This is a genomic window from Mesorhizobium sp. M7A.F.Ca.US.011.01.1.1 (genome assembly GCF_003998295.1).
Taxonomy (GTDB): domain Bacteria; phylum Pseudomonadota; class Alphaproteobacteria; order Rhizobiales; family Rhizobiaceae; genus Mesorhizobium.
In genome coordinates, this window is the sequence record NZ_RZRT01000026.1 from 62,202 (window position 1) to 83,215 (window position 21,014).

A 21,014-nucleotide genomic window follows, 5' to 3' on the forward strand; every position below is an offset into this window, starting at 1 on the left:
TCTTGAACGGCGGCATTGGCGTGGGCGCCGGACGAGCGGTCACTGTAGCCTGAGACAGTGCTCCGCTCGCTCCTGGCTCCGACGTTGGCGACCGAGCGGCCTCCCATGCTCATTTACTGAACACCGTCGAGTTGTCATTGAAGTCACCGGACCGACGCGCGCAAGCCGCCCGCTCCCATGGACCGTGGGTTCAAGAATCCGGGCATCCTATGACCGTCGAAGACGAAAGGCGGATACGGCTGTCCATGCACGGCTGCCGCATGCGAGACTTGCTGGCAATTCCTATTGGAGCGCAGCAAAAAGCCCTTGAAAGAGCGAAGTCTTTCAAGGGCTTGAGCATTATAGCTAATCTGGACTGAGATTGAAATCTCAGACCGAGTAGTACATGTCGTATTCGACCGGATGCGGGGTCATTTCGAAGCGCATCACTTCGGCCATCTTCAACTCGATGTAGCTGTCGATCTGGTCGTCGTCGAAGACGCCGCCAGCCTTCAGGAAGCCGCGGTCCTTGTCGAGGCTCTGCAGGGCTTCGCGCAGCGAGCCGCAGACGGTCGGGATCTTCTTCAACTCCTTCGGCGGCAGGTCGTAGAGATCCTTGTCCATCGGCTGGCCGGGATGGATCTTGTTCTTGATACCGTCGAGGCCGGCCATCAGCAGCGCGGAGAAGGCGAGGTAGGGGTTCGCGCCCGGATCGGGGAAGCGGACCTCGACGCGCTTGGCCTTCGGCGACGAGCCGAACGGGATACGGCAGGACGCCGAGCGGTTGCGCGCCGAATAGGCGAGCAGCACCGGCGCTTCATAGCCTGGCACCAGACGCTTGTAGGAATTGGTCAGCGGGTTGGTGAAGGCGTTGATCGCCTTGGCATGCTTGATGACGCCGCCGATGAAGAACAGGCAGCTTTCCGACAGACCGGCATATTCATTGCCGGCGAAGGTCGGCTTGCCGTTCTTCCAGATCGACATGTGGACGTGCATGCCCGAGCCGTTGTCGCCGAAGATCGGCTTCGGCATGAAGGTGGCCGTCTTGCCATAGGCGTTGGCGACCTGGTGGACGACATATTTGTAGATCAGCATCTTGTCGGCGTTGCGCACCAGTGCGTCGAACTTGATGCCGAGTTCGTGCTGGGCCGCCGCCACCTCATGGTGATGCTTTTCGACGCGCACGCCCATCTCGGCGAGCACGGTCAGCATTTCCGAGCGCATGTCCTGCGCGCTGTCGATCGGCGGCACCGGGAAGTAGCCGCCCTTAACGCGCGGGCGGTGGCCGAGATTGCCGGTCTCGTAATCGGTGTCGTCATTGGACGGCAGCTCGGTCGAGTCAAGCTTGAAGCCGGTGTTGTAAGGGTCGGCCTTGTACTTCACGTCGTCGAAGACGAAGAATTCGGCTTCCGGGCCGACATAGATGGTGTCGCCGATGCCTTCGGCCTTCATGTAGGCCTCGGCCTTCTTGGCCGTGCCGCGCGGATCGCGGTTGTAGGATTCACCCGAAACCGGATCGAGGATATCGCACAGGATGACCATGGTCGACTGGGCGAAGAACGGGTCCATATGAACCGTGTCCGGATCGGGCATCAGCACCATGTCGGACTCGTTGATGGCCTTCCAGCCGGCAATCGAAGAGCCGTCGAACATCACGCCATCGGCGAACATGTCTTCCTCGACCTCGATGACATCCATCGTCACGTGCTGCAGCTTGCCCTTCGGGTCTGTGAAGCGCAGGTCGACGAATTTCACGTCGTTGTCCTTGATCTGCTTCATGATGTCTTTGGCTGTCGTCATGTCTTGTATCCCTGTGTGATGACGTTTTTTGATGATGACGTTTTCAGGAGGAGGGCCGGTCAGGTCAGACCGCGTCCATGCCCGTTTCGCCGGTGCGTATCCGCACGACTTCCTCGATGTTGGAAACGAAGATCTTGCCGTCACCGATGCGGCCCGTCTGGGCCGCCTTGCGGATGGCTTCGATAGCGCCTTCCACCGCGTCGTCGCCAAGCACGACCTCGATCTTCACCTTGGGCAGAAAATCGACGACATATTCGGCGCCGCGATAGAGTTCGGTGTGGCCCTTCTGACGACCGAAGCCTTTTGCCTCGGTGACAGTGATGCCTTGCAGTCCGGCTTCCTGAAGCGCTTCCTTCACTTCGTCCAGCTTGAATGGCTTGATGATCGCTTCGATCTTTTTCATGTAAAAAGTGGCCTCCACTGCCAAAAAAACGGGTTGTGACCCCCCGCTTGCGCCTCCATCAAGCACGAACTGTGCCAATTCAGCGGATTCGAAGCGGTCTCATAAGATTTCAAAGCCGCGCCGCACCGGGATGCAAATTCGCGTCATTCGCTGCACCGGATGCGGCATGGGCTGCCAGAGCCTACACAGCGCCAGCACCCGCGTCCGCACAAAAATCAGGCACATCGCCTATCCCGCAGGCAATTTTCTGCCCGCGATGCCTTCGTGCCGACGTTATGGCTGCAGATCTCGGCAACTCCCCCTTGTTTGCTTAGGGTCGAAATTGGACAATGCTTGATAGCATGCGGATCGGCAATCCATGAGCAACGAACTTCTTTCCCCGGCCCAAATGAGCGAGGCTGATCGGCTGACGATCGCGGCCGGTCCGGCCGATGGAATCAGCCTGATGCGGCGCGCGGGCGAAGCGGTCGCGGCCGAGGTTCTCAAGCGCTATCCCTCGGCAAAGCACATCCATGTGCTGTGCGGGCCCGGCAACAATGGCGGCGATGGCTATGTCGTCGCACGCCTGCTGGCCGGCAGCGGCGTCGGCACAACGATCTGGTCATCCGGAGCGCCGAGGCCGGAAAGCGATGCGGCGCTCGCCGCCGCGGAATGCCCGATCAAGCCCCGGCCGCTGTCCGGTTTCGACGCCGAGCCTGGCTCGATCGTGATCGACGCGCTCTATGGGGCAGGGCTGTCCAAGCCGCTGTCCGGCGATGCCGCGAAAGCTGTCGATACCGTGACAGCCCTGCGCCTGCCTGTGGTCGCGATCGACCTGCCGTCGGGCGTCTCAGGTGCCAGCGGCGAAATATTGAGCAGGGCGTTTCGCGCCGAACTCACCGTTACCTTCGCCCGGAAAAAGCCCGGCCACCTGCTGCTGCCGGGGCGCGGGCAATGCGGTGAAATCGTGCTCGCCGATATCGGCATCGATGACGGCATCATCGCCCAGCTGGCTGTCTCGACCTTCGAGAATGTGCCGGACCTGTGGTTGCGGGAATTTCCCCTGCCGGCGGTCGATGCGCACAAATACAAGCGCGGCCATGTCGGCGTCTTTTCCGGCGGTCCCAGTGCTACCGGCGCGGCGCGGCTGTCGGCGATGGCCGCCGCGAGAAGCGGGGCAGGGGCGGTCACCGTGCTGTCGCCTGGCAATGCCCTGCAGGTGAACGCGACACACCTCACCTCGATCATGCTGCGAGAGGCGGGGTCACTCGAGGAGGTGCAGGAATTTCTGACGGCGCGCCATCCCGAGGCGCTGGTGTTTGGACCGGGGCTCGGGCCAAAGCCCAAGGTCGGCGATTTCGCCCTGCAACTGATCAAGACCTTGGCGGAGGGTGCACGCGCATCGCAAACCGCAAACCACGGAGGAGCGATCGTGCTTGATGCTGACGCCATTACATCTATGGCCCATCAGCCGCAGGCGCTGTTCGAAGCCGCCCGTCACCTGAACGCGCCAGCGTTGGTGATCACGCCGCATCAGGGTGAATTCGGCCGCTTGTTCCCAGATATCGCCGGGGACAAAACCATGTCGAAATTGGACAAGGCGCGGGCGGCTGCCGCGCGGGCCAATGCCGTCATCGTCTACAAGGGCGCCGACACGGTCATAGCAGCGCCCGATGGCAAAGCGGCGATCAACTCCAACGGTGCACCGTGGCTGGCCACAGCCGGGTCAGGCGACGTGCTGTCGGGCATCATTGCCGGTTTGCTCGCACAAGGTATGCCGCCCTTCGAGGGCACCTGCGCGGCGGTGTGGCTGCATGCCGAAGCCGGCAGCCGGTTCGGACCCGGCTTGATCGCCGAGGATCTGCCGCTGGCGCTGCTGCCGGTGTTGCGTGAACTCTTCGACGCGCGAAAGGCTGCCTGAATGAGCCTTGCGCTCGCTCTGTTGCTTGCCACCCTAATCGCTGTCTTCATGGCGCCGACGGCGCGCGCCGAAGGTCCTGTGACCGTCGTCGACAATCCGGCGGTGCTCGCCGCGCTCGATGCCAAGGGTTTCGGTTTCGCCGATGTTTTCGGGGTCGACGGCGAGGACGGCCTGAAGACGCTTTACGACGAGGCGCCGGCCTATCACGCCATCGTCGAAACGGTTGCTTCTGATGTCGCGGCCCTGAGGGCCGAGATGAAGGCCGGCGGGCGGCCGCTCTACGAGGTGACAGACGGCAATGTCGGCCGCATCATGGACATGCGCTGGCTGAAGACCGATGCCGCTCGCTTCCGGCTGGTCGGCGTGGTCAACCGGCTCGATCGTCGCGACTTCGCAGTGCTGCAGGGCGACAGGAGCTGCGGCGAGGTGCGCTTCATCTACCGCTTGGCCTACAGCTTTCGCAAGAACGGCAAGCTGCTGGCGTCGCGCCTGCCGTTCAATTTCAATGCCGTCTACAGCGCCGCGTCCGATGCCGATGGCGGCTGCGTCGGCGTTGCCGGGCGCTGGACACCACAGCTTGACGAGAGCGTCGATGCCGGCTGGCTGACCGGTGGACCGCTGGAGAAAGCCGGGCTGACCTTCAAGCAGCTGGAGCTCAACGCACAGGTGGTGCGCTTTCCCTCCGGCCAGGAAACCGAGTTTGGCGGCCAGGCCGCCTATCTCATGCGGATATTCGGCATCGATGGGGCTGATATCAGCGAGAAGCCGTTGGAGAACACGCCCGACACCGCGCGGCTCTCGCAAGACGTGGCGCTGAAAGCACGGCTCGCCGCCTATGTCGGCGCCAACCTGCCGGCGGTCGATGAAGGCGTCTATGAAATCCCCGACGAGTTCCTGGCCAGGAAAATCATCTCGTGGTCGACCTTCGGCAGCGCGCGGCAGGCCAATCATCCGTTTACGCAATTATACCGACCCAAGGAATTCGCATCGCTCGACTATTCCGCGCTGAAACTGCTGCGCACGCCGGAAGCGCTGGTCGAGCGGCTGGACAATGGCGCCTGCCAGGGTTGCCATCAGGCCGGTTCGACCGCCGGTTTCCATTTCATCGGGCTAGACGACAAGACGACATCGCCGTTGAACCGCATCGAGGTCGGGGTTTCGCCGCATCTTCATGCCGAGATCCCGCGGCGCCAGGCGTGGCTCGCCGCCACGGCCGAAGGCAAGCAGCCGAACCGCTTCCGTCCGCTCTCCTTTGCGCCGCCGGCGGTCTGGACGAACGCCGGCGCGGTCGATTACGCGCCGGCGGAGATGGCCATGCCGTGCTTGATGCAGGAAGATGCGACCCGCTTCGGCGCGACCTGGCAGTGCAGGAGTGGTACCATCTGCACGCCGCTGGCCACCGCTTCGGGCGTGCACACGAAACTGGCGCAATGCCTGCTGCCCAAGGACAGCGAAAAAATGTTTTCCGGCCATCCCTGCCTGACCGGCTCGATCGCCAGCAACGCGGCGCAGCCTTTCAACGACCGCTACAGCAGATCGGGCCAGTTCGCGGCCTTCGCCCCGGACATTTCCCGTACCGCCTACACCTGCCGTCCGCCGAAGATCGGCGTGCCTGGAGGCATCGCCTATCGCGGCTGCGACGACAAGGACCGTGCATTCGCGGCCTTCAAAGCCGGCAAGCCGATGCCGAACGAAATCTGCGGGCTGGTCGGCGGCAAGAAATTCGACATCTGCGTGGCCACCAACAATTTCGACCAATGTCTCGGCGGCGCAGTCAATCGCGGCAACCGGCCGGCCTGTTCGGCCGATCATTTCTGCCGCGAGGACTATATGTGCCAGTCGCTGCCGCCGGACACGCCGGGCATCGGCAAGGTCAAAGGCATCGGCTTCTGCTCGCCCACCTATTTCACCTTCCAGATGCGCATCGACAACCACGCGACGCCCTGGGGCAGCCGCGCCACCATGGGGGCGGGGTTTGGCGCGGCGGCAGAGGAGTGAGCGTCAAAGCCCTTCCGCTACAGCTTTGTAGTTGTGGCGATCATCTCGACTATGCCCTTGGCGCCTGGAGCCGCAATTTTACTCGGCAGGTCCAGGTAACTGCTAGCTAGGAGCCGGCTATCGGCACCTCATTTGAGTCGGAAACAATCATAAGCAGTTGATTGTCCAAGAGAAATCCAAACATCTTGGAATAGATATTCGCAAATCGATCCAGTTCGCGATTGTTTTGTAGCGCATCAGTTAGAAAGAGGCTTCGCCATTGGCCAGCTGCAATCTTGGGAAGTGACTCCATGGCAAACCAGAGCCAGAAAAGATGAATGAGAATTGTACGAAGTATCCCAACAGAGGCGGCTAGAGGCGTCGGAAAAATAGGGTACGACTCATAGTCGCCGTCTTCGTTACCAAATGCCGTCGAAAGACCCGCTGTAACGGTTGGATGCAGTAGCATCGACCCGGATAATTCCGCGTCCTCGCGAAGAATGTCGACAAGTTTGCTATTTTGAACGCCAATCTTTTCGGAGATGAAAATTGACACTCTGACCTTTAGCTTGTTCTTACTTATATATTTGTGCCAGAAAGCGTTAGAATCCTCCGGTTCAACAGCGCGCACGAATTCTTTCGTTAATTCTTTGTCTTGTATGCAACAAATCAGCGCGTCGACGTGCTCGAGATAACTTCTTGTCAGCGCACGAGCCTGTAAGTCGAATCCCGTCTCGATAAGTTCAATTATAGCCCATAGATCGTTCGCAAGACGCGAGAAAAAAGCTAAGGCAGCAACTTGCTCGTCCAGCGGCTCAGACGTTTTCGGAGCGTTTGCGAAATCTTCAACAACGGAAGCCGCCAACATAGAAAGCCAGCCAGCAGAGATATTCGTACATCGATGGAGAAGATAAAAATCTGTATCGTTCTCGAGTATGTTTTTGAATTTTCTGCGCCTTGAATTCAGCTCGTCTTGTTCGCGATCGATCGGCGTCTCTCGACCTTGATAAAAGTCTCTGAGGATTGTGCTGTCAAACGTTTCTCTGACGCGCATGATTCTCACAGCGGTATGTTGTCGTGCTTCTTCCAGGGGTTCTGCATGTCCTTGTTGCGCAGCATGCGCAGCGCGCGCGCGATGCGGCGGCGGGTCGAGTGCGGCATGATCACCTCGTCGACATAGCCGCGCTCGGCGGCGACGAAGGGCGACAGGAAGCGATCCTCGTAAGCCTTTGTGTGGGCTGCGATCTTTTCGGCGTCACCGATGTCCTTGCGGTAGATGATCTCGACCGCTCCCCTGGCTCCCATCACCGCGATCTGCGCGGTCGGCCAGGCATAATTCATGTCGCCGCGCAGGTGCTTTGACGCCATCACATCATAGGCGCCGCCATAGGCTTTGCGGGTGATGACGGTGATCTTCGGCACGGTGGCCTCGGCATAGGCGAACAGGAGTTTCGCGCCATGCTTGATCAGCCCGCCATATTCCTGCGCGGTGCCGGGCAGGAAGCCGGGGACATCGACGAAGGTGACGATCGGGATCGAAAAACAATCGCAGAAGCGCACGAAACGGGCCGCCTTGCGGCTGGCGTCGGAATCGAGCACGCCGGCCAGCACCATAGGCTGGTTGGCGACGAAGCCGACGGTGCGGCCCTCGACGCGTCCGAAGCCGGTGACGATGTTCTTGGCAAAATTCTGCTGGATTTCGAAGAAGTCGCCTTCATCGGCGACCTTCAGGATCAGTTCCTTGATGTCGTAGGGCTTGTTGGCGTTGTCGGGAATCAGCCGGTCGAGCGACAAATCATGGTCGGTGACCGACTGGTAGCATTCGATTTCGGGAAGCTCCGATGTGTTGGAAGCCGGCAACAGGTCGACCAGCCGGCGCATCTGCAGCAGCGCCTCGACGTCATTGTCATAGGCGCCGTCGGCGATCGACGATTTCGTCGTGTGGACGGAGGCGCCGCCGAGGCTCTCAGCGGTCACCGTTTCGTTGGTCACCGTCTTCACCACATCCGGCCCGGTGACGAACATGTAGGAGGTGTCGCGCACCATGAAGATGAAGTCGGTCATCGCAGGCGAATAGACGTCGCCGCCGGCGCACGGTCCCATGATCACCGAAATCTGCGGAATGACGCCGGAGGCCAGCACGTTGCGCTGAAAGATCTCGGCATAGCCGCCGAGGGCCGCGACGCCCTCCTGGATGCGCGCGCCGCCGGCATCATAGAGGCCGATGATCGGCGCCCGGTTGCGCAGCGCCATCTCCTGCACCTTGATGACCTTCTCGGCATGCGCTTCCGACAGCGAGCCGCCGAATACGGTAAAGTCCTTGGCGAAGAGGTAGACCGGGCGGCCGTTGACGGTGCCCCAGCCGGTGACGACGCCGTCGCCGGCGATCTTGGTGTTCTCCATGCCGAAGTCGGTCGAGCGGTGCTCGACATACATGTCGAATTCCTCGAACGAGCCCTCGTCGAGAAACACCTCGATGCGTTCGCGCGCGGTGAGCTTGCCCTTCTTGTGCTGGGCATCGATGCGGACCTGGCCGCCGCCCATGCGGGCGATCTCGCGGCGGCGCTCGAGTTCCTTGAGAACGTCTTTCATCGATTACCTCCCAAGCCAGCGGCATTTCGTCGTAATCGTGCCGGCAAGCGAGCGCAAGCGCCGCTTGCGCCACAGGTTTTGCTGCGCTGCAACATGAAGCCCCTTGCAATTGAGGGCGAACTCAGCCATATGCAGCCCATAGGCGCTTGGGCCGGGAACGAATCCGGCCTTCTCGACGAATGAGACTGGTTGCGTCTGTTTTCCCTCTTTCCGGTATATCGGCCCTTTTTCCGGTAAATCACAAAGCGGCGAAAAAGCCCCGTGGCATGATGCCTGCGGGCACGACAGCGCAGCCGAGTGGACGAATACGTCCGCCCGCCTTGTCGTTCATCACAGATTTTTCGACGGCAGGTTGCGCCCTGCCGCCATCGATGTTTGCGGCCAGAAGCCGCGTGAAAGAAGATTATTTTGACCAACGAAAACACTTTGCCCGGTAGCAACAGTGCGGAACTCACCGGTTTCGCGGCACTGGGTATTACGGGTGCGCTGCTCAAGGCCACCCACAACGCCGGATTCGCCGAGCCGAAGCCGATCCAGGCACAGGCGATCCCGCCGCAGATGGAAGGCCGTGACATTTTCGGCATCGCCCAGACCGGCTCCGGCAAGACCGCGGCCTTCGCGCTGCCGATCTTGTCGAAGATCATTGCGCTTGGCACCAAGCGCCGGCCGAAGACGGCACGTGCGCTGATTCTGGCGCCGACGCGCGAACTCGCCGTGCAGATCGAAGACACGATCAAGATCCTCGCCAAGGGCGCGCATGTCTCGACCGCGCTCGTTCTTGGCGGCGTCTCGCGTTTCAGCCAAGTGAAGAAGGTTGCGCCCGGCGTCGACATCCTGATCGCAACGCCAGGCCGGTTGACCGATCTGGTGCGTGAGGGCGACCTCGTGCTTGCCGACACCAAATGGCTGGTGCTGGACGAAGGCGACCGCATGCTCGACATGGGCTTCATCAACGACGTCAAGCGCATCGCCAAGGCGACCGCGCCCAACCGTCAGACGGTGCTGTTTTCGGCGACCATGCCCAATGAAATCGCCGAACTGGCCAAGGGCCTGCTGAAGAACCCGATTCGTGTCGAAGTCGCGCCGCAAAGCACGGCGGCGGCCGAGATCGTGCAGGGCGTCGTCTTTGCCCGCACCAAGCAGAAGCGCCAGGTGTTGTCGACGATGCTCGCCGACGAGGCGATGAAGTCCGTCATCATCTTTTCGCGCACCAAGCATGGTGCCGACAGGGTGACCAAGGACCTCGAGCGCGACGGATTCAAGGCCGCTGTCATCCACGGCAACAAGTCGCAGAACGCCCGCCAGAAAGCGCTGAACGATTTCCGCGACGGTTCGGTGCGCATTCTGGTGGCGACTGACATCGCGGCGCGCGGCATCGACGTGCCCGGCATCAGCCATGTCGTGAATTTCGACCTGCCTGATGAAGCCGAGAGCTACGTCCACCGCATCGGCCGTACCGGCCGCAACGGCATGGACGGCATCGCGATCACGCTTTGCGATCCTTCGGAAAACAGCAAGCTGCGCCAGGTCGAGCGCATCATCCGTACCAAGCTGCCGATCGTTGCCGACCATCTCGGCAGCCCCGATCCGCTGCGCAATCCGGCTGAAAAGAACGAGCGCTTCGAGCCGGCCAATGATCGCAACGACCGCAATGGCCGTCGCGACGGCAGGCGGCCCGGTGGCGAGAACAAGGGCAACGGCTTTGGCAAGAAGCGCTTCGGCGACAAGCCTGCCTTCGCAGGCGAGCGCAAGCCGGAAGGCGCCAAGCCGGCCTTCAAAGGCAACAACAAGCGTCGCTTCGGCGGCAAGCGTCCGGCTGCGCGGGCTGCGTAAGTAGCCAGCGTTGTAGTCAGTCAAGCTCAGGCTGGCTGATTGCCGGGACAGACCAAGGAAAGGGCGGCTGAAGCGATGCTTCGGTCGCCTTTTTTCGTCTGCCTACTTCACCACAGCTTCGATCCAAACGGCGATCCTTTGCGCCAGAAACGCCGTGGTCGATGGCGACAGCGCGTCGCCGGCAATGACGTGATTGTCCGGGTCGCCGGTGTCGTCGACCGGAACCAGTTCATGCGGCGCACCCCAGCGCCCGGCAATCTCGCGGGTGCGGTCGGCCCGCACCACTTTGTCCGAATCAGAAAAGATGAACAGTGCAGGGATGGTCGCCTTCTCCACCGGCGCGCGATAGGCAAGCTCGGTCAACGCCTGCATCGGCAAGGTCGCTTCGATTGGATAGCGGGTGGTCCAGAATTTTTCATGCAGCGCGTTGCGCGGCACGAAGCTGTGTTCCTTGCCGGCGACCAGCCTGGCGATCTGTTTGCCCCACGGCATGGTCAGGATCTCGGCGCCCGAAGCCTTGACGCCGAAATTCGGCGAGATGAACGCGATCGCCGCCACCCCGTCCGATGCACCGGACTGCGTTGCCGCCCAGACCGCCAGCGAGCCGCCGGTCGAAGTCGAGATGACGATCACCTTGTCGCCGATCGCCCGGCCAATGGCGAGTGCTTCCTCATAGTCGTTGATCCAGGCGTTGATGCTGCCTTGCGTCATCGCCGCGCCATCCTGCCCGTGACCGGTAAGGCGTGTGTAGAAGAGATTGGCGTCGAGCTGTTCCGCCACTTCGTCCGGCAGCGGGCGGATTTCGCCCTTCGATGCGGAAAAGCCGTGGATGTAGACGATCGACAGCGGGGTCCTGGCATGCACCATCGGATCGGCCCAGACGATCTCTTTCTCCAGCCCGTCGCGGATTCCGGGGATGGCGGCTTCGGCCTTTGCCACATAGGCCTGCGGATCGTCAGCGATGAGCGAGGGATCGAAACGGATCGTGGTGTCGACGCGAACGCGCGGGCCGAGCACGAAGGCCAGTGCGAGAATGGCGACAAGGCCCAGCACAGCAAGCACGATCCGTCGCCCCATCGCAGACTCCACGCAGCATTTGTCTCAACCATGGCGACGGCGGCCCGAAACGGGGAGCCTGCCAATTTCGCTGGCGTCCTATTCGATCGGCGGCTTGCGGTCGTAATGCAGAGGCCGCGCCTTCCAACTGGTCATCAGGCCGATAAACCCTCTGCACAGCGGCCTCGGCAGCAGGCCGAGCAGTTTCAGGGGCCAGCTTGTCCGGCGCGGGAAATGGACTTCGAAGCCGCCGGACTTGATGCCCCGCGCCATGCGGCGCGATGCGCGGCTGACCGGCATCAGTCCCGGCATGGGCAGCATGTTCTTCTCGGTCAGCGGGGTGTCGATGAAGCCGGGATTGAACACCTGGATACGCACGTTCATCTTGTCGAAATCATACTTCAGCGACTCGGCCAGGATGTTGATGGCCGCCTTGGTGCCGCCATAGGCGGCCGTTGTCGGCCAGCCGAAATAGGATGTCACGGAGCCGACCAGCACGACATGGCCGCGCGCCCGCACACGCATGCGTTCGACCGCGGGCACGAGGCCGTTGATGATGCCGAAATAATTGACCTCGAAGGACCGGCGAAAATCATTGACGACAAGGTTCTCCCCCGGCGTCGAAATGTAGTTCCCTGCATTGAAGATGGCGAGCACGATGGGACCGAGTTCCTTCTCGATCGCGGCGACGGTTCTTGCCATGCGCGGCTCGTCGGTGACATCGCAAGGAAAGGCCGTGACACTGCCCGGCATCTGCGCGGTCTCGACGACAAGCGTGTCGATCGGATCGTCGTCAAGCGCCGTCACCGCGACGGCATAGCCTTGGGAAGCAAGATCCCTGGCCAGGGCACGGCCGATGCCGCTTGAGCCGCCCGTGATCCAGGCGACGCCGTGCTTCGGGTTAGCCCGGTAGAGTGTCATGCTGCGCCCTGTCGACTTGTTGGTGCTTTGCTCTAGCGGTGAAGAAATCGAATGAAAAGGGTGCTTTTCATCGCCGTGCGGAAATGAACTGTGGGGCATGAAGGCGATGTTGAGAAGCGTTGGCGCGATAACAGTGCCGCAAATGCGACTGGACCAGACAAATTCTTGCCTTGAAACCGCAGCTTCGGGTTTCTAGGGTTTCGGCGCACCTACACAAGGAATCCTGAATGCCCTGTTCTGTGATCGACGCGATCGGCAACACGCCTCTGATCCGCCTCAACAAAGCTTCGGAACAAACCGGTTGCGAGATCCTGGGCAAGGCCGAATTCATGAATCCGGGCCAGTCGGTCAAGGATCGCGCGGGCCTGTTCATCATCCGCGACGCCGAGAAGCGCGGGCTGCTGAAGCCCGGCGGTGTGATCGTCGAGGGAACGGCGGGCAATACCGGCATCGGGCTGACGGTGGTCGCCAAGGCGCTGGGATACCGCACCGTCATCGTCATTCCCGACACACAGAGCCAGGAAAAGAAGGACACGATCAGACTGCTCGGCGCCGAGCTGATCGAGGTGCCTGCGGTGCCTTACAAGAACTCCAACAATTACGTGAAACTATCGGGGCGGCTGGCCGAGCAACTGGCAAGGACCGAGCCCAACGGCGCCATCTGGGCCAACCAGTTCGATAATGTCGCCAACCGTGACGGCCATATCCGCACCACGGCGGAGGAGATCTGGAACCAGACCGGCGGTAAGGTCGACGGTTTCGTGTCGGCGGTCGGCTCCGGCGGCACGCTGGCCGGCGTCGCCTCCGGACTGAAAGCCAAAAGCCGGGATGTGAAGATCGCGCTCGCCGATCCGCTGGGGGCCGCGCTCTATTCCTTCTACACCAGCGGCGAGCTGAAGTCCGAAGGCAGCTCGATCACCGAAGGCATCGGGCAGGGGCGCATCACCGCCAACCTCGAAGGGTTCACGCCGGATTTTTCATTCCAGATCCCCGATGAGGATGCGCTGCCGATCGTCTTCGACCTGATCCAGGAAGAGGGCCTTTGCGTCGGCGGCTCGACCGGCATCAACATAGCCGGCGCGATCCGTCTGGCCAGGGAATTAGGTCCCGGCCACACCATCGTGACCATTCTTTGTGATTATGGCACGCGCTATCAATCAAAACTGTTCAACCCGGAATTCCTGCGCGAGAAGCAGCTGCCGGTGCCAGGCTGGATGGAGCTGAAGAGCACAATTCCGGTGCCGTTCGAAAAGGTCGCGTGATGGCAAACAGGACGGACGCCCTGTTTCGCGACGATGCCTACCTGCAGACGGCGGACGCAACGGTCGTTGCCGTCAACGATCGCGGCGGTATCATCCTCGACCGGACGATCTTCTACGCCACGTCGGGTGGCCAACCGGGCGATACCGGTTATCTCGAGCGTAGCGACGGCAGCCGCATCGCCATTGCCGCCACCCTCACCGGTGAGACCAAGGACGAGATCATACACGTGCCAGCGCCGGAGCAGGCGGTTCCGCAGGTGGGCGAGGCGCTGAGGCTGGCGATCGACTGGGAGCGGCGGCATCTCCTGATGCGCATGCACGCGGCTTGCCACCTGCTCACCGTCGTCTGCCCGTTCCCGATCACCGGTGCTTCGGTTTCCGAGGATGACAGCCGCGTCGACTTCGACGCTCCCGATGCCGGCTTCACCAAGGAGGACGTTACCGCCGGGCTGATGGACCTGGTGCGGGCCGATCATCCGATCTTTGTCAGGCTGATCAGTGACGAGGACCTGGCCGCCAATCCCGGCCTGGTGAAATCCAAGAACGTGCGGCCGCCGGTCGGCACCGGCAAGATCCGCCTGGTCTGTATCGGCGACAACGCCTCGGTGGACAGCCAGCCCTGCGGCGGCACCCATGTGAAGAGCACCGGCGAAGTCGGCGAAATCCACATCGGCAAGATCGAGAAGAAGGGCCGCGAGAACCGGCGCTTCCGCATCCGCTTTGGGCCGATGTCGGCAAACTGAACAGGACAGTGATCGCCAAAAAGCGAGCAGGAGAACAAAATGGCCGAGGACAGCCCCTTCACCGTCGACGCAGACTGGCTGCAGCAACGTCTCGGCGAGCCGGGCCTGACGATCATCGACGCATCCTGGTATCTCCCGGCGCAGAAGCGCGATGCGCGCGGCGAGTATGAGTCGGCCCACATCCCGGGCGCACGATTTCTCGATCAGGATGCCGTTTCGGACCCGGATTCGCCCCTGCCGCATACCTTGCCGTCGCTGCAGCATTTCGCCCAGTATGTCGGCGCCATGGGTGTTTCGGCCGATGACACCATCGTCATCTATGATGGTCCGGGTTTCTTCTCGGCGCCCCGGGCGTGGTGGATGTTCCGGGTGATGGGCGTCTTCCAGACCTATATTCTGGATGGCGGCTTCGATGGCTGGAAAGCCGCCGGCAGGCCGGTGACGGCTGAGCCGACCAAGATCGCGCCAAGCGTGTTTCATGCCGATTTCGACCCCGGGCGCGTCGCCAGCCTCGCCGACATGCGCGGGATCGTCGACACCAGCGCGAGCCAGATCGCCGACGCCCGGGGGCCGGGCCGGTTCACCGGCACTGAACCTGAGCCGCGCGCGGGTATCCGCTCCGGCCATATGCCTGGCGCGCGCAATCTGCCCTATTCGGCGCTGTCGGAAAATGGCGAGCTGTTGTCGAAGGACCGGCTGCGCAAGGCGATCGAGGAGGCCGGCATCGATCTGTCGAAACCTATTGTCACTTCATGCGGCTCCGGTATTACCGCGGCGGTGGTGACGCTGGCGCTGGAAACGCTTGGCCATACGAACAACAGGCTTTACGACGGCTCCTGGACGGAGTGGGGCGGGCTTTCCGACACGCCTGTGGTGACCGGCAAGGAATGAAGACGATGGAAAACGGCACGTTGGAAGACATTGACGTCACGGTGACGTTCCTCGAGATGCATATGCCGCCGGCCTATTCGCCGCCTGTGCCGTATAACCGTCAGGTCGCGCTGCTGAAGACCAAGGATATTCCGCTGCATTTCTACCGCTATCTGATGGACCGGGTGGGGCGCAAATGGCACTGGGTCAATGTGCTGAGGCTGGATGACGACGAGCTTTCCGCCGGCATCCACCGCGAGGATCGCGACATCAGGGTCCTTTACCTCGACGGCGCGCCCGCCGGCTTCTTCGATCTCAAGCCGCATCTGCCGGAAGAAGTCGAGCTCGCCTATTTCGGCATGATGGAACATGCGACCGGGCAAGGCATCGGCCGCTGGTTCCTGGGCTCCGCGATCGCTGCCGCATGGTCGCATGGGCCGAAGCGGGTGACGGTGCAGACCTGCACGCTCGATCATCCGGCGGCTCTGCCGCTCTACCAGAAGCTCGGCTTCGCACCGGTGGCGCAAAAGAAGGAAATCGTCCATCCGCTGCCTTTCACCGAGCGCGCGGCCAGCGTCATGCGGCCCTAGCCGGAAGCTGATACCAGCTCGAATCTGAACCCGTCGTTCATCGGCCCTTCAGGCTGCTTTTGGCATGTTGCCCGCACCATCAATGCGGCCAAGGCCGAAGGAGACGAAGACATGCTGACCCGCCGTACACTTGCCGCCGCGCTGATCGCGGCCATTGCCATGCCAAGCCTGGCCGCGGCCCAGGCGACAACGCCTTCGGCCGCCACGATCGAGCGGAAGCTCGAGGCGGCACCGCGTGTGAAATTGCGGCCGAACGAGCGCGTCACCATCCGCGAATTCAAGCGGCGCCCGGATTTGCGCCGCATGGCCCGCTCGATCGATATCCAGTCGATCAACTTCGCCTTCGGTTCGGCGGCTATTGCCAACTCGCAATATGACAAGATCGAGACCATTGCCGACGCGCTGCGGCGCATCCTGCGCCGCGATCGCGGCGCCCGCGTGCTGATCGAGGGCCATACCGACGCGGTCGGCTCCTTCCAGTCGAACCAGGCCCTGTCCGAACAGCGCGCCGCTTCGCTCAAGCGCACTCTGGTGCGCGAATTCGGCGTGCCCGGCCATGCCCTGGAAACCGTTGGTTACGGTGAGGAGTTTTTGCTGGTGCGGACGCAGACCGAAAACTGGCAGAATCGCCGGGTGACGCTGCGCCGCTTCGACGATTTCATCCGTTGAGCCGAAACTCCGACGGGACTTGATGAGAGCCGATCGCCGAGGGGCGACCGGCTCTTCGACATTTGGCAGGAATCGGGTGGGCGGCGAGGGTTCAAGGACATAATTTCCAGTCACGACACCGGAGATTTTTTGATGACCATCCAGTTCAAAGCTTTGCCGACCGAAGATGTCAGGACGTTGCAGCGCGGCGGGATCGATGCTTATGGCCAAATGCCCGAGCGAAAGATCTCCGACGGTGACGGCATGCCTTGCCGTCATTGCTTGAAGAACATAGGAGCCGGCGACGCCTACCTTGTTCTGGCATACAGGCCATTCCCGGGGCTTCAGCCCTATGCCGAAACCGGGCCGATCTTCCTGCATGCCGAGGAATGCGATGGTGCCGCTGAGAGCGAGGCGCTGCCCGAGGTTCTCGATAGCCCTGACTACATCGTGCGCGGCTATGGCAGGGATGATCGTATCGTCTATGGCAGCGGCGGCGTCATCCCGACCACGGCAATTGCTGCACGGGCCGAGACGCTGTTCGAACGCGACGAGATCGCCTACGTCCATGTCCGTTCGGCGCGCAACAATTGCTACCAGTGCCGCATCGAGCGCGCTTGAGGCTGAGATTAGCCCCTGGAAACAGTTGTCGTACTCCCGTCGCATATTCGCGATAGAAAGCCATTGTCGATCGATTTGCCGACCACGGATGAACCGGCGGTAAATCTCGACATCGAGGAAGCGGGGCTTTGGCTCCGCTTTTTTGTTGCCTGGGCTTTGCGCCGAGGTATTCCGCGCAACAAAAAAGCCCGCCGGCATGGCCGACGGGCTCAGACTGTTTGCCTGGAGGGCCTTTTAGTTGAACTTGTACTTCGCGCCGAGACGCACGGTGTGGAAAGAGGAAGTCGCGGTAAGGGTGTCGTCAGGTGCGCCGAATTCCGAAGAAAAGTCCTTCTTGGCGAACTGCGAATAGCGATATTCCAGACCAACGGTAACGTTGCTGGACAGAGCCGTTTCCAGACCGCCACCAACCGAGAAGCCGCTGGAACCCCAGTCGAGAATGTCGCCGATCGGGTCGGAAGCGTTCAGATCGAAATGCTGCCAGCTGTAGCCGGCAAGCGCATAGGCAAGCGTCGATTCGTTCATCTTCATGCCGACGCGGCCCAACACATCGAACCCATAGTCGGTATCGACGTTGATCGATCCGCCGCCGAGCTCCAGCTCGGAAGTCATGCCGGAGTAGCGTGCATCGACCATGACGCCTGCGACCCAGCTGCCGAAGTCATGATCGTAGCCGACGTTCAGTTCACCAAAGGCACCTTCGCCACCGAGACCATTGAATTCCAGGTCGCCGAGCGGCGGAACGTTGATCTGATGCACGGATGCACCGGCGCCACCAGCGCCGCCGATATAGAAGCCGGTCCAGTTGTAGGCTGGCGTCTCAAAGGCAGCACCGCCGCCGTTCTGCGCCCCGAAACGGTAATTGGCTGCGATCTGGAAAGTATGGCGCGAGGTGTCAAGATTGAGGAGACCGTCCGGAACTCCGACAAGACCAGCGTCGGAAAGAAGGTCGTCCTTGGTCCCGAAGCGCGTATAGCGATACTCAGTCTTGATCGTCCAATTGCTGTTGATGGCCGTTTCGATGCCACCTCCGACAAAATACCCGCTCTGATCCCAATCAAAGTCGAAGCCGGCGTTCGTATCGAGCTTGTACTTCTGCCAGGAATAGCCACCCAGCACGTAACCCAGAGTGTTCGGCGTCAAGAGGTAGCCGAGACGCAGGCCAGCGTCGAAACCATAGGTTTCCTTGATCGAAGCGTCGAACCCCGTAATGTCCAGCGTGGTCCCGATGTTGCCGACGTGAGCGTCCAGCAGACCTCCGATGAGGAACCGGGGCGAGACCATATAGTCATAGCCAACCGTCAGCTCACCATAGACGCCTTCGCCACCAATGCCGTTCAGCGAGATTGGAATAAAATCGCTACCGAGCTTGTGTACGTTGGCACCGGCACCGACGCCAAAACCAACGTAGAGGCCGCTCCAGTTAAAGCCGGCAGCTTCTTCTACCGGTTGCACGACGTCAGCTGCATGAGCAGCAGACATCAAAGCTACAGCAGAAACAGCACCAAGAAGAAAAGATTTCGCGGATGTGCGAATGAACATATGCCCGTACCCCAATGAATAAACCCAGAATGTCTCTAGCAGGGAGTCGGCCGGTACGGGAATGACAAATATGCAACAATGACGAGCAAAGTGCCGTTGCGTCACATTTTTCCACGCCATGCTTTGCCTGAAAAACAGGCTTGCAAGAAAAAACCCGCCGGCATGGAACCGGCGGGGTGGGTTGAAAGAGGCTGTTTTCGCGAAAATCAGGCGGCGAGAACGGCTTTCGGCTCGACCAGTTCGTAGCCGAGCGCCTCCGCGACTGCCCGGTTGGTGATCTTGCCTTTATGGACATTGAGGCCGTTGCGCAGATGATGATCGTCGACCAGCGCCTTGAGGCCCTTGTCGGCAAGCTGCAGGCCATAGTGCAGCGTCGCGTTGTTGAGCGCGTGGGCCGAAGTGACCGGCACGGCACCCGGCATGTTGGCGACGCAATAGTGGATGACGCCGTCGACCTCATAGGTCGGCTCGGCATGAGTGGTGGCGTGCGAGGTCTCGAAGCAGCCGCCCTGGTCGATGGCGACGTCGACCAGCACCGAGCCCTTCTTCATGCCCGACAGCATTTCGCGCGAAACCAGTTTTGGTGCCGCGGCACCCGGGATCAGCACCGCGCCGACGACGATGTCGGCTGAAAAACACTCTTCTTCCAGCGCCTCGACAGTCGAGTAACGGGTGTGGACGCGGCCGGCGAAGAGATCGTCGAGCTGCCGCAGGCGTGGGATCGAGCGGTCGATGATGGTGACGTCGGCGCCAAGGCCGGCCGCCATCCTGGCTGCGTGCAGGCCGACGACGCCACCACCGAGCACGGTGACCTTGCCGGGCAGCACGCCGGGCACGCCACCCAGCAGCACACCGCGGCCGCCATTGGCCTTCTGCAGCGCCGTGGCGCCGGCCTGGATCGACAGGCGTCCGGCAACTTCCGACATCGGCGCCAGCAGCGGCAGGCCGCCACGATCGTCGGTCACGGTCTCGTAGGCGATTGCCGTCACGCCGGACGCAAGCAGGCCCTTGGTCTGCTCCGGATCCGGAGCAAGATGAAGATATGTGTACAGGATCTGGCCTTCGCGCAGCTGCGCCCATTCGTTGGGTTGCGGCTCCTTAACCTTGACGATCATGTCCGACTTGGCGAACACATCGGCAGCCGTCTTGGCAATCGTGGCGCCGGCGGCGCGATAGGCGTTGTCATCGGCGCCAATGCCGGCCCCGGCGCCGGTCTCGACCAGCACTTCGTGGCCATGGGCGACATACTCGCGGACCGAGCCGGGTGTGAGGCCGACGCGATATTCGTGGTTCTTGATTTCCTTGGGACAGCCGACGCGCATTTTCTTCTCCTGATCCGGCCCTTTTGGGCTCGTTCCCTGTATTGGTGGAGTGAACCACGAATCGTTGCGCAGGTGTTTGCGAATGCGCTTGCGCGGATGGGTGCGTTTCGATAATCGTTGCGCGAAATAGCAGGATATTCGCAGGATTCACGCAAAATGCCGCTCGACAGGATTGATATCGCCATTCTCGAGACTTTGCAGAAGGATGGCCGGATACCCAATGCGGCACTTGCCGAGAAGGTCGGCCTGTCGCAGTCGGCCTGTTCACGCCGGCTCGACAATCTGGAGAAATCCGGAACCATCCGCGGCTACCACGCCCGGCTTTCCAATGCAGCACTTGGCCACCAGATGACGGCGATAGTGCACATATCGCTGTCGGGACAGTTCGAGAAGACGCTGTCGGATTTCGAGGCGGCGATCAAGCGCTGTCCGAACGTGCTGTCATGCCATCTGATGTCGGGCGAATACGACTACATCTTGAGGATCGCGGCGAAGGATCTCGTCGACTATGAGCGCATCCACAAGGAATGGCTGTCGGCGATGCCGCATGTGACCAAGATCAATTCGTCGTTCGCCTTGCGTGAGATCGTCGACCGTACGGCCATGGGCATGAAGCCGGAGATGGCCTAGTTCCTCGACACAGAAGTTCTGACGGGTCGCTGCTAGACAAACCACCTGCCTTCGATTTGCGGAACGGGCGTCACTTCGTCATCCACGGGCGGAGCAAGGAGTGTAGCGACGCAGCGCAGACCCGAGGATCCATGCCGCGACTTCAAAGCGTCACTACGGTGCAGAGTTCTGCTCGGCTGCATTCCTTGGTCAAGGTCACGGCATGGCAACTGTGTTCATGCGAAAGCTTTTTTATCACGGATGATGGCGTTTAGGACGACGAGGAGCTTCCTTGCGACGGCGATGATAGCCTTCTTCTTTGACGCTGAGCGAGCTGCGATGGCGC

The 21,014-nt window shown here is 61.4% G+C and carries 18 protein-coding genes; 10 read left to right on the top strand and 8 right to left on the bottom strand.

Translation table 11 applies throughout. The features are described 5' to 3' along the window. Positions 1–369: 369 nt before the first annotated feature. Positions 370–1,779: a type I glutamate--ammonia ligase gene (gene glnA, locus EOA13_RS21990; RefSeq protein ID WP_112395089.1), complete on the bottom strand. Its 1,410-nt coding sequence runs from the start codon at positions 1,777–1,779 to the stop codon at positions 370–372. A gap of 64 nt (positions 1,780–1,843) precedes the next feature. After that, on the bottom strand, positions 1,844–2,182 hold the full coding sequence (locus EOA13_RS21995; RefSeq protein ID WP_006205430.1) for a P-II family nitrogen regulator: 339 nt from the start codon (positions 2,180–2,182) through the stop codon (positions 1,844–1,846). A 358-nt stretch (positions 2,183–2,540) separates the two neighbouring features. On the opposite strand from EOA13_RS21995, the gene EOA13_RS22000 reads away from it, so the two are divergent. Next, the gene (locus EOA13_RS22000) at positions 2,541–4,082 is read left to right on the top strand and encodes an NAD(P)H-hydrate dehydratase (protein WP_127295805.1); all 1,542 of its coding nucleotides are present in this window, start codon (positions 2,541–2,543) and stop codon (positions 4,080–4,082) included. After that, entirely contained in the window at positions 4,083–6,080 is a 1,998-nt protein-coding gene (locus EOA13_RS22005) for a hypothetical protein (RefSeq protein ID WP_127295807.1), read from the top strand. Positions 6,081–6,186: 106 nt separating this feature from the next. On the opposite strand, the gene EOA13_RS22010 is transcribed toward EOA13_RS22005, so the two are convergent. Both EOA13_RS22010 and EOA13_RS22015 read right to left on the bottom strand, forming a co-directional pair. Continuing rightward, complete coding sequence (locus tag EOA13_RS22010) at positions 6,187–7,113, bottom strand: hypothetical protein (RefSeq protein WP_127295809.1); 927 nt, start codon at positions 7,111–7,113, stop codon at positions 6,187–6,189. 5 nt (positions 7,114–7,118) lie between these two features. Beyond that, the gene (locus tag EOA13_RS22015) at positions 7,119–8,651 is read right to left on the bottom strand and encodes an acyl-CoA carboxylase subunit beta (RefSeq protein WP_023812067.1); all 1,533 of its coding nucleotides are present in this window, start codon (positions 8,649–8,651) and stop codon (positions 7,119–7,121) included. 408 nt (positions 8,652–9,059) lie between these two features. Here EOA13_RS22015 and EOA13_RS22020 point away from each other — a divergent pair, with 408 nt between their 5' ends. Beyond that, positions 9,060–10,484 carry a DEAD/DEAH box helicase gene (locus EOA13_RS22020; protein ID WP_127295811.1) on the top strand — a complete coding sequence of 475 codons (1,425 nt, stop codon included), beginning with the start codon at positions 9,060–9,062 and terminating at the stop codon, positions 10,482–10,484. Between the two features lie 102 nt (positions 10,485–10,586). Here EOA13_RS22020 and EOA13_RS22025 read toward each other — a convergent pair whose 3' ends face one another. Further along, entirely contained in the window at positions 10,587–11,561 is a 975-nt protein-coding gene (locus tag EOA13_RS22025; protein WP_127295813.1) for an alpha/beta fold hydrolase, read from the bottom strand. Positions 11,562–11,639: 78 nt separating this feature from the next. Beyond that, complete coding sequence (locus EOA13_RS22030) at positions 11,640–12,461, bottom strand: SDR family oxidoreductase (RefSeq protein WP_127295815.1); 822 nt, start codon at positions 12,459–12,461, stop codon at positions 11,640–11,642. A 227-nt stretch (positions 12,462–12,688) separates the two neighbouring features. Between EOA13_RS22030 and EOA13_RS22035 the strand changes: the two genes are divergently transcribed. The 6 genes from EOA13_RS22035 to EOA13_RS22060 all read left to right on the top strand — a co-directional run bounded on the left by EOA13_RS22035 (position 12,689) and on the right by EOA13_RS22060 (position 17,195). Further along, complete coding sequence (locus EOA13_RS22035; RefSeq protein ID WP_127295817.1) at positions 12,689–13,723, top strand: cysteine synthase A; 1,035 nt, start codon at positions 12,689–12,691, stop codon at positions 13,721–13,723. After that, positions 13,723–14,466, top strand: coding sequence for an alanyl-tRNA editing protein (locus EOA13_RS22040; protein ID WP_127295819.1), 744 nt, complete (start codon positions 13,723–13,725; stop codon positions 14,464–14,466). The genes EOA13_RS22035 and EOA13_RS22040 overlap by 1 nt, the downstream gene beginning before the upstream one ends. Before the next feature lie 39 nt (positions 14,467–14,505). Further along, positions 14,506–15,357 (top strand): 3-mercaptopyruvate sulfurtransferase, encoded by an 852-nt coding sequence (gene sseA, locus EOA13_RS22045; RefSeq protein ID WP_127295821.1) that lies wholly within the window; start codon positions 14,506–14,508, stop codon positions 15,355–15,357. Positions 15,358–15,362: 5 nt separating this feature from the next. Then, positions 15,363–15,926 carry a GNAT family N-acetyltransferase gene (locus EOA13_RS22050; protein WP_127295831.1) on the top strand — a complete coding sequence of 188 codons (564 nt, stop codon included), beginning with the start codon at positions 15,363–15,365 and terminating at the stop codon, positions 15,924–15,926. A 111-nt stretch (positions 15,927–16,037) separates the two neighbouring features. Beyond that, on the top strand, positions 16,038–16,595 hold the full coding sequence (locus EOA13_RS22055; RefSeq protein ID WP_127295823.1) for an OmpA family protein: 558 nt from the start codon (positions 16,038–16,040) through the stop codon (positions 16,593–16,595). Between the two features lie 132 nt (positions 16,596–16,727). Next, the gene (locus tag EOA13_RS22060) at positions 16,728–17,195 is read left to right on the top strand and encodes a DUF1203 domain-containing protein (protein ID WP_127295825.1); all 468 of its coding nucleotides are present in this window, start codon (positions 16,728–16,730) and stop codon (positions 17,193–17,195) included. 234 nt (positions 17,196–17,429) lie between these two features. Here EOA13_RS22060 and EOA13_RS22065 read toward each other — a convergent pair whose 3' ends face one another. Both EOA13_RS22065 and ald read right to left on the bottom strand, forming a co-directional pair. After that, on the bottom strand, positions 17,430–18,737 hold the full coding sequence (locus tag EOA13_RS22065; RefSeq protein WP_127295827.1) for an outer membrane beta-barrel protein: 1,308 nt from the start codon (positions 18,735–18,737) through the stop codon (positions 17,430–17,432). A gap of 206 nt (positions 18,738–18,943) precedes the next feature. After that, positions 18,944–20,059, bottom strand: a complete 1,116-nt coding sequence (ald, locus tag EOA13_RS22070; RefSeq protein ID WP_111549005.1) for an alanine dehydrogenase — start codon at positions 20,057–20,059, stop codon at positions 18,944–18,946. Between the two features lie 156 nt (positions 20,060–20,215). Here ald and EOA13_RS22075 point away from each other — a divergent pair, with 156 nt between their 5' ends. Further along, on the top strand, positions 20,216–20,689 hold the full coding sequence (locus EOA13_RS22075) for an Lrp/AsnC family transcriptional regulator (protein ID WP_010909317.1): 474 nt from the start codon (positions 20,216–20,218) through the stop codon (positions 20,687–20,689). The last annotated feature ends 325 nt before the right edge of the window (positions 20,690–21,014 follow it).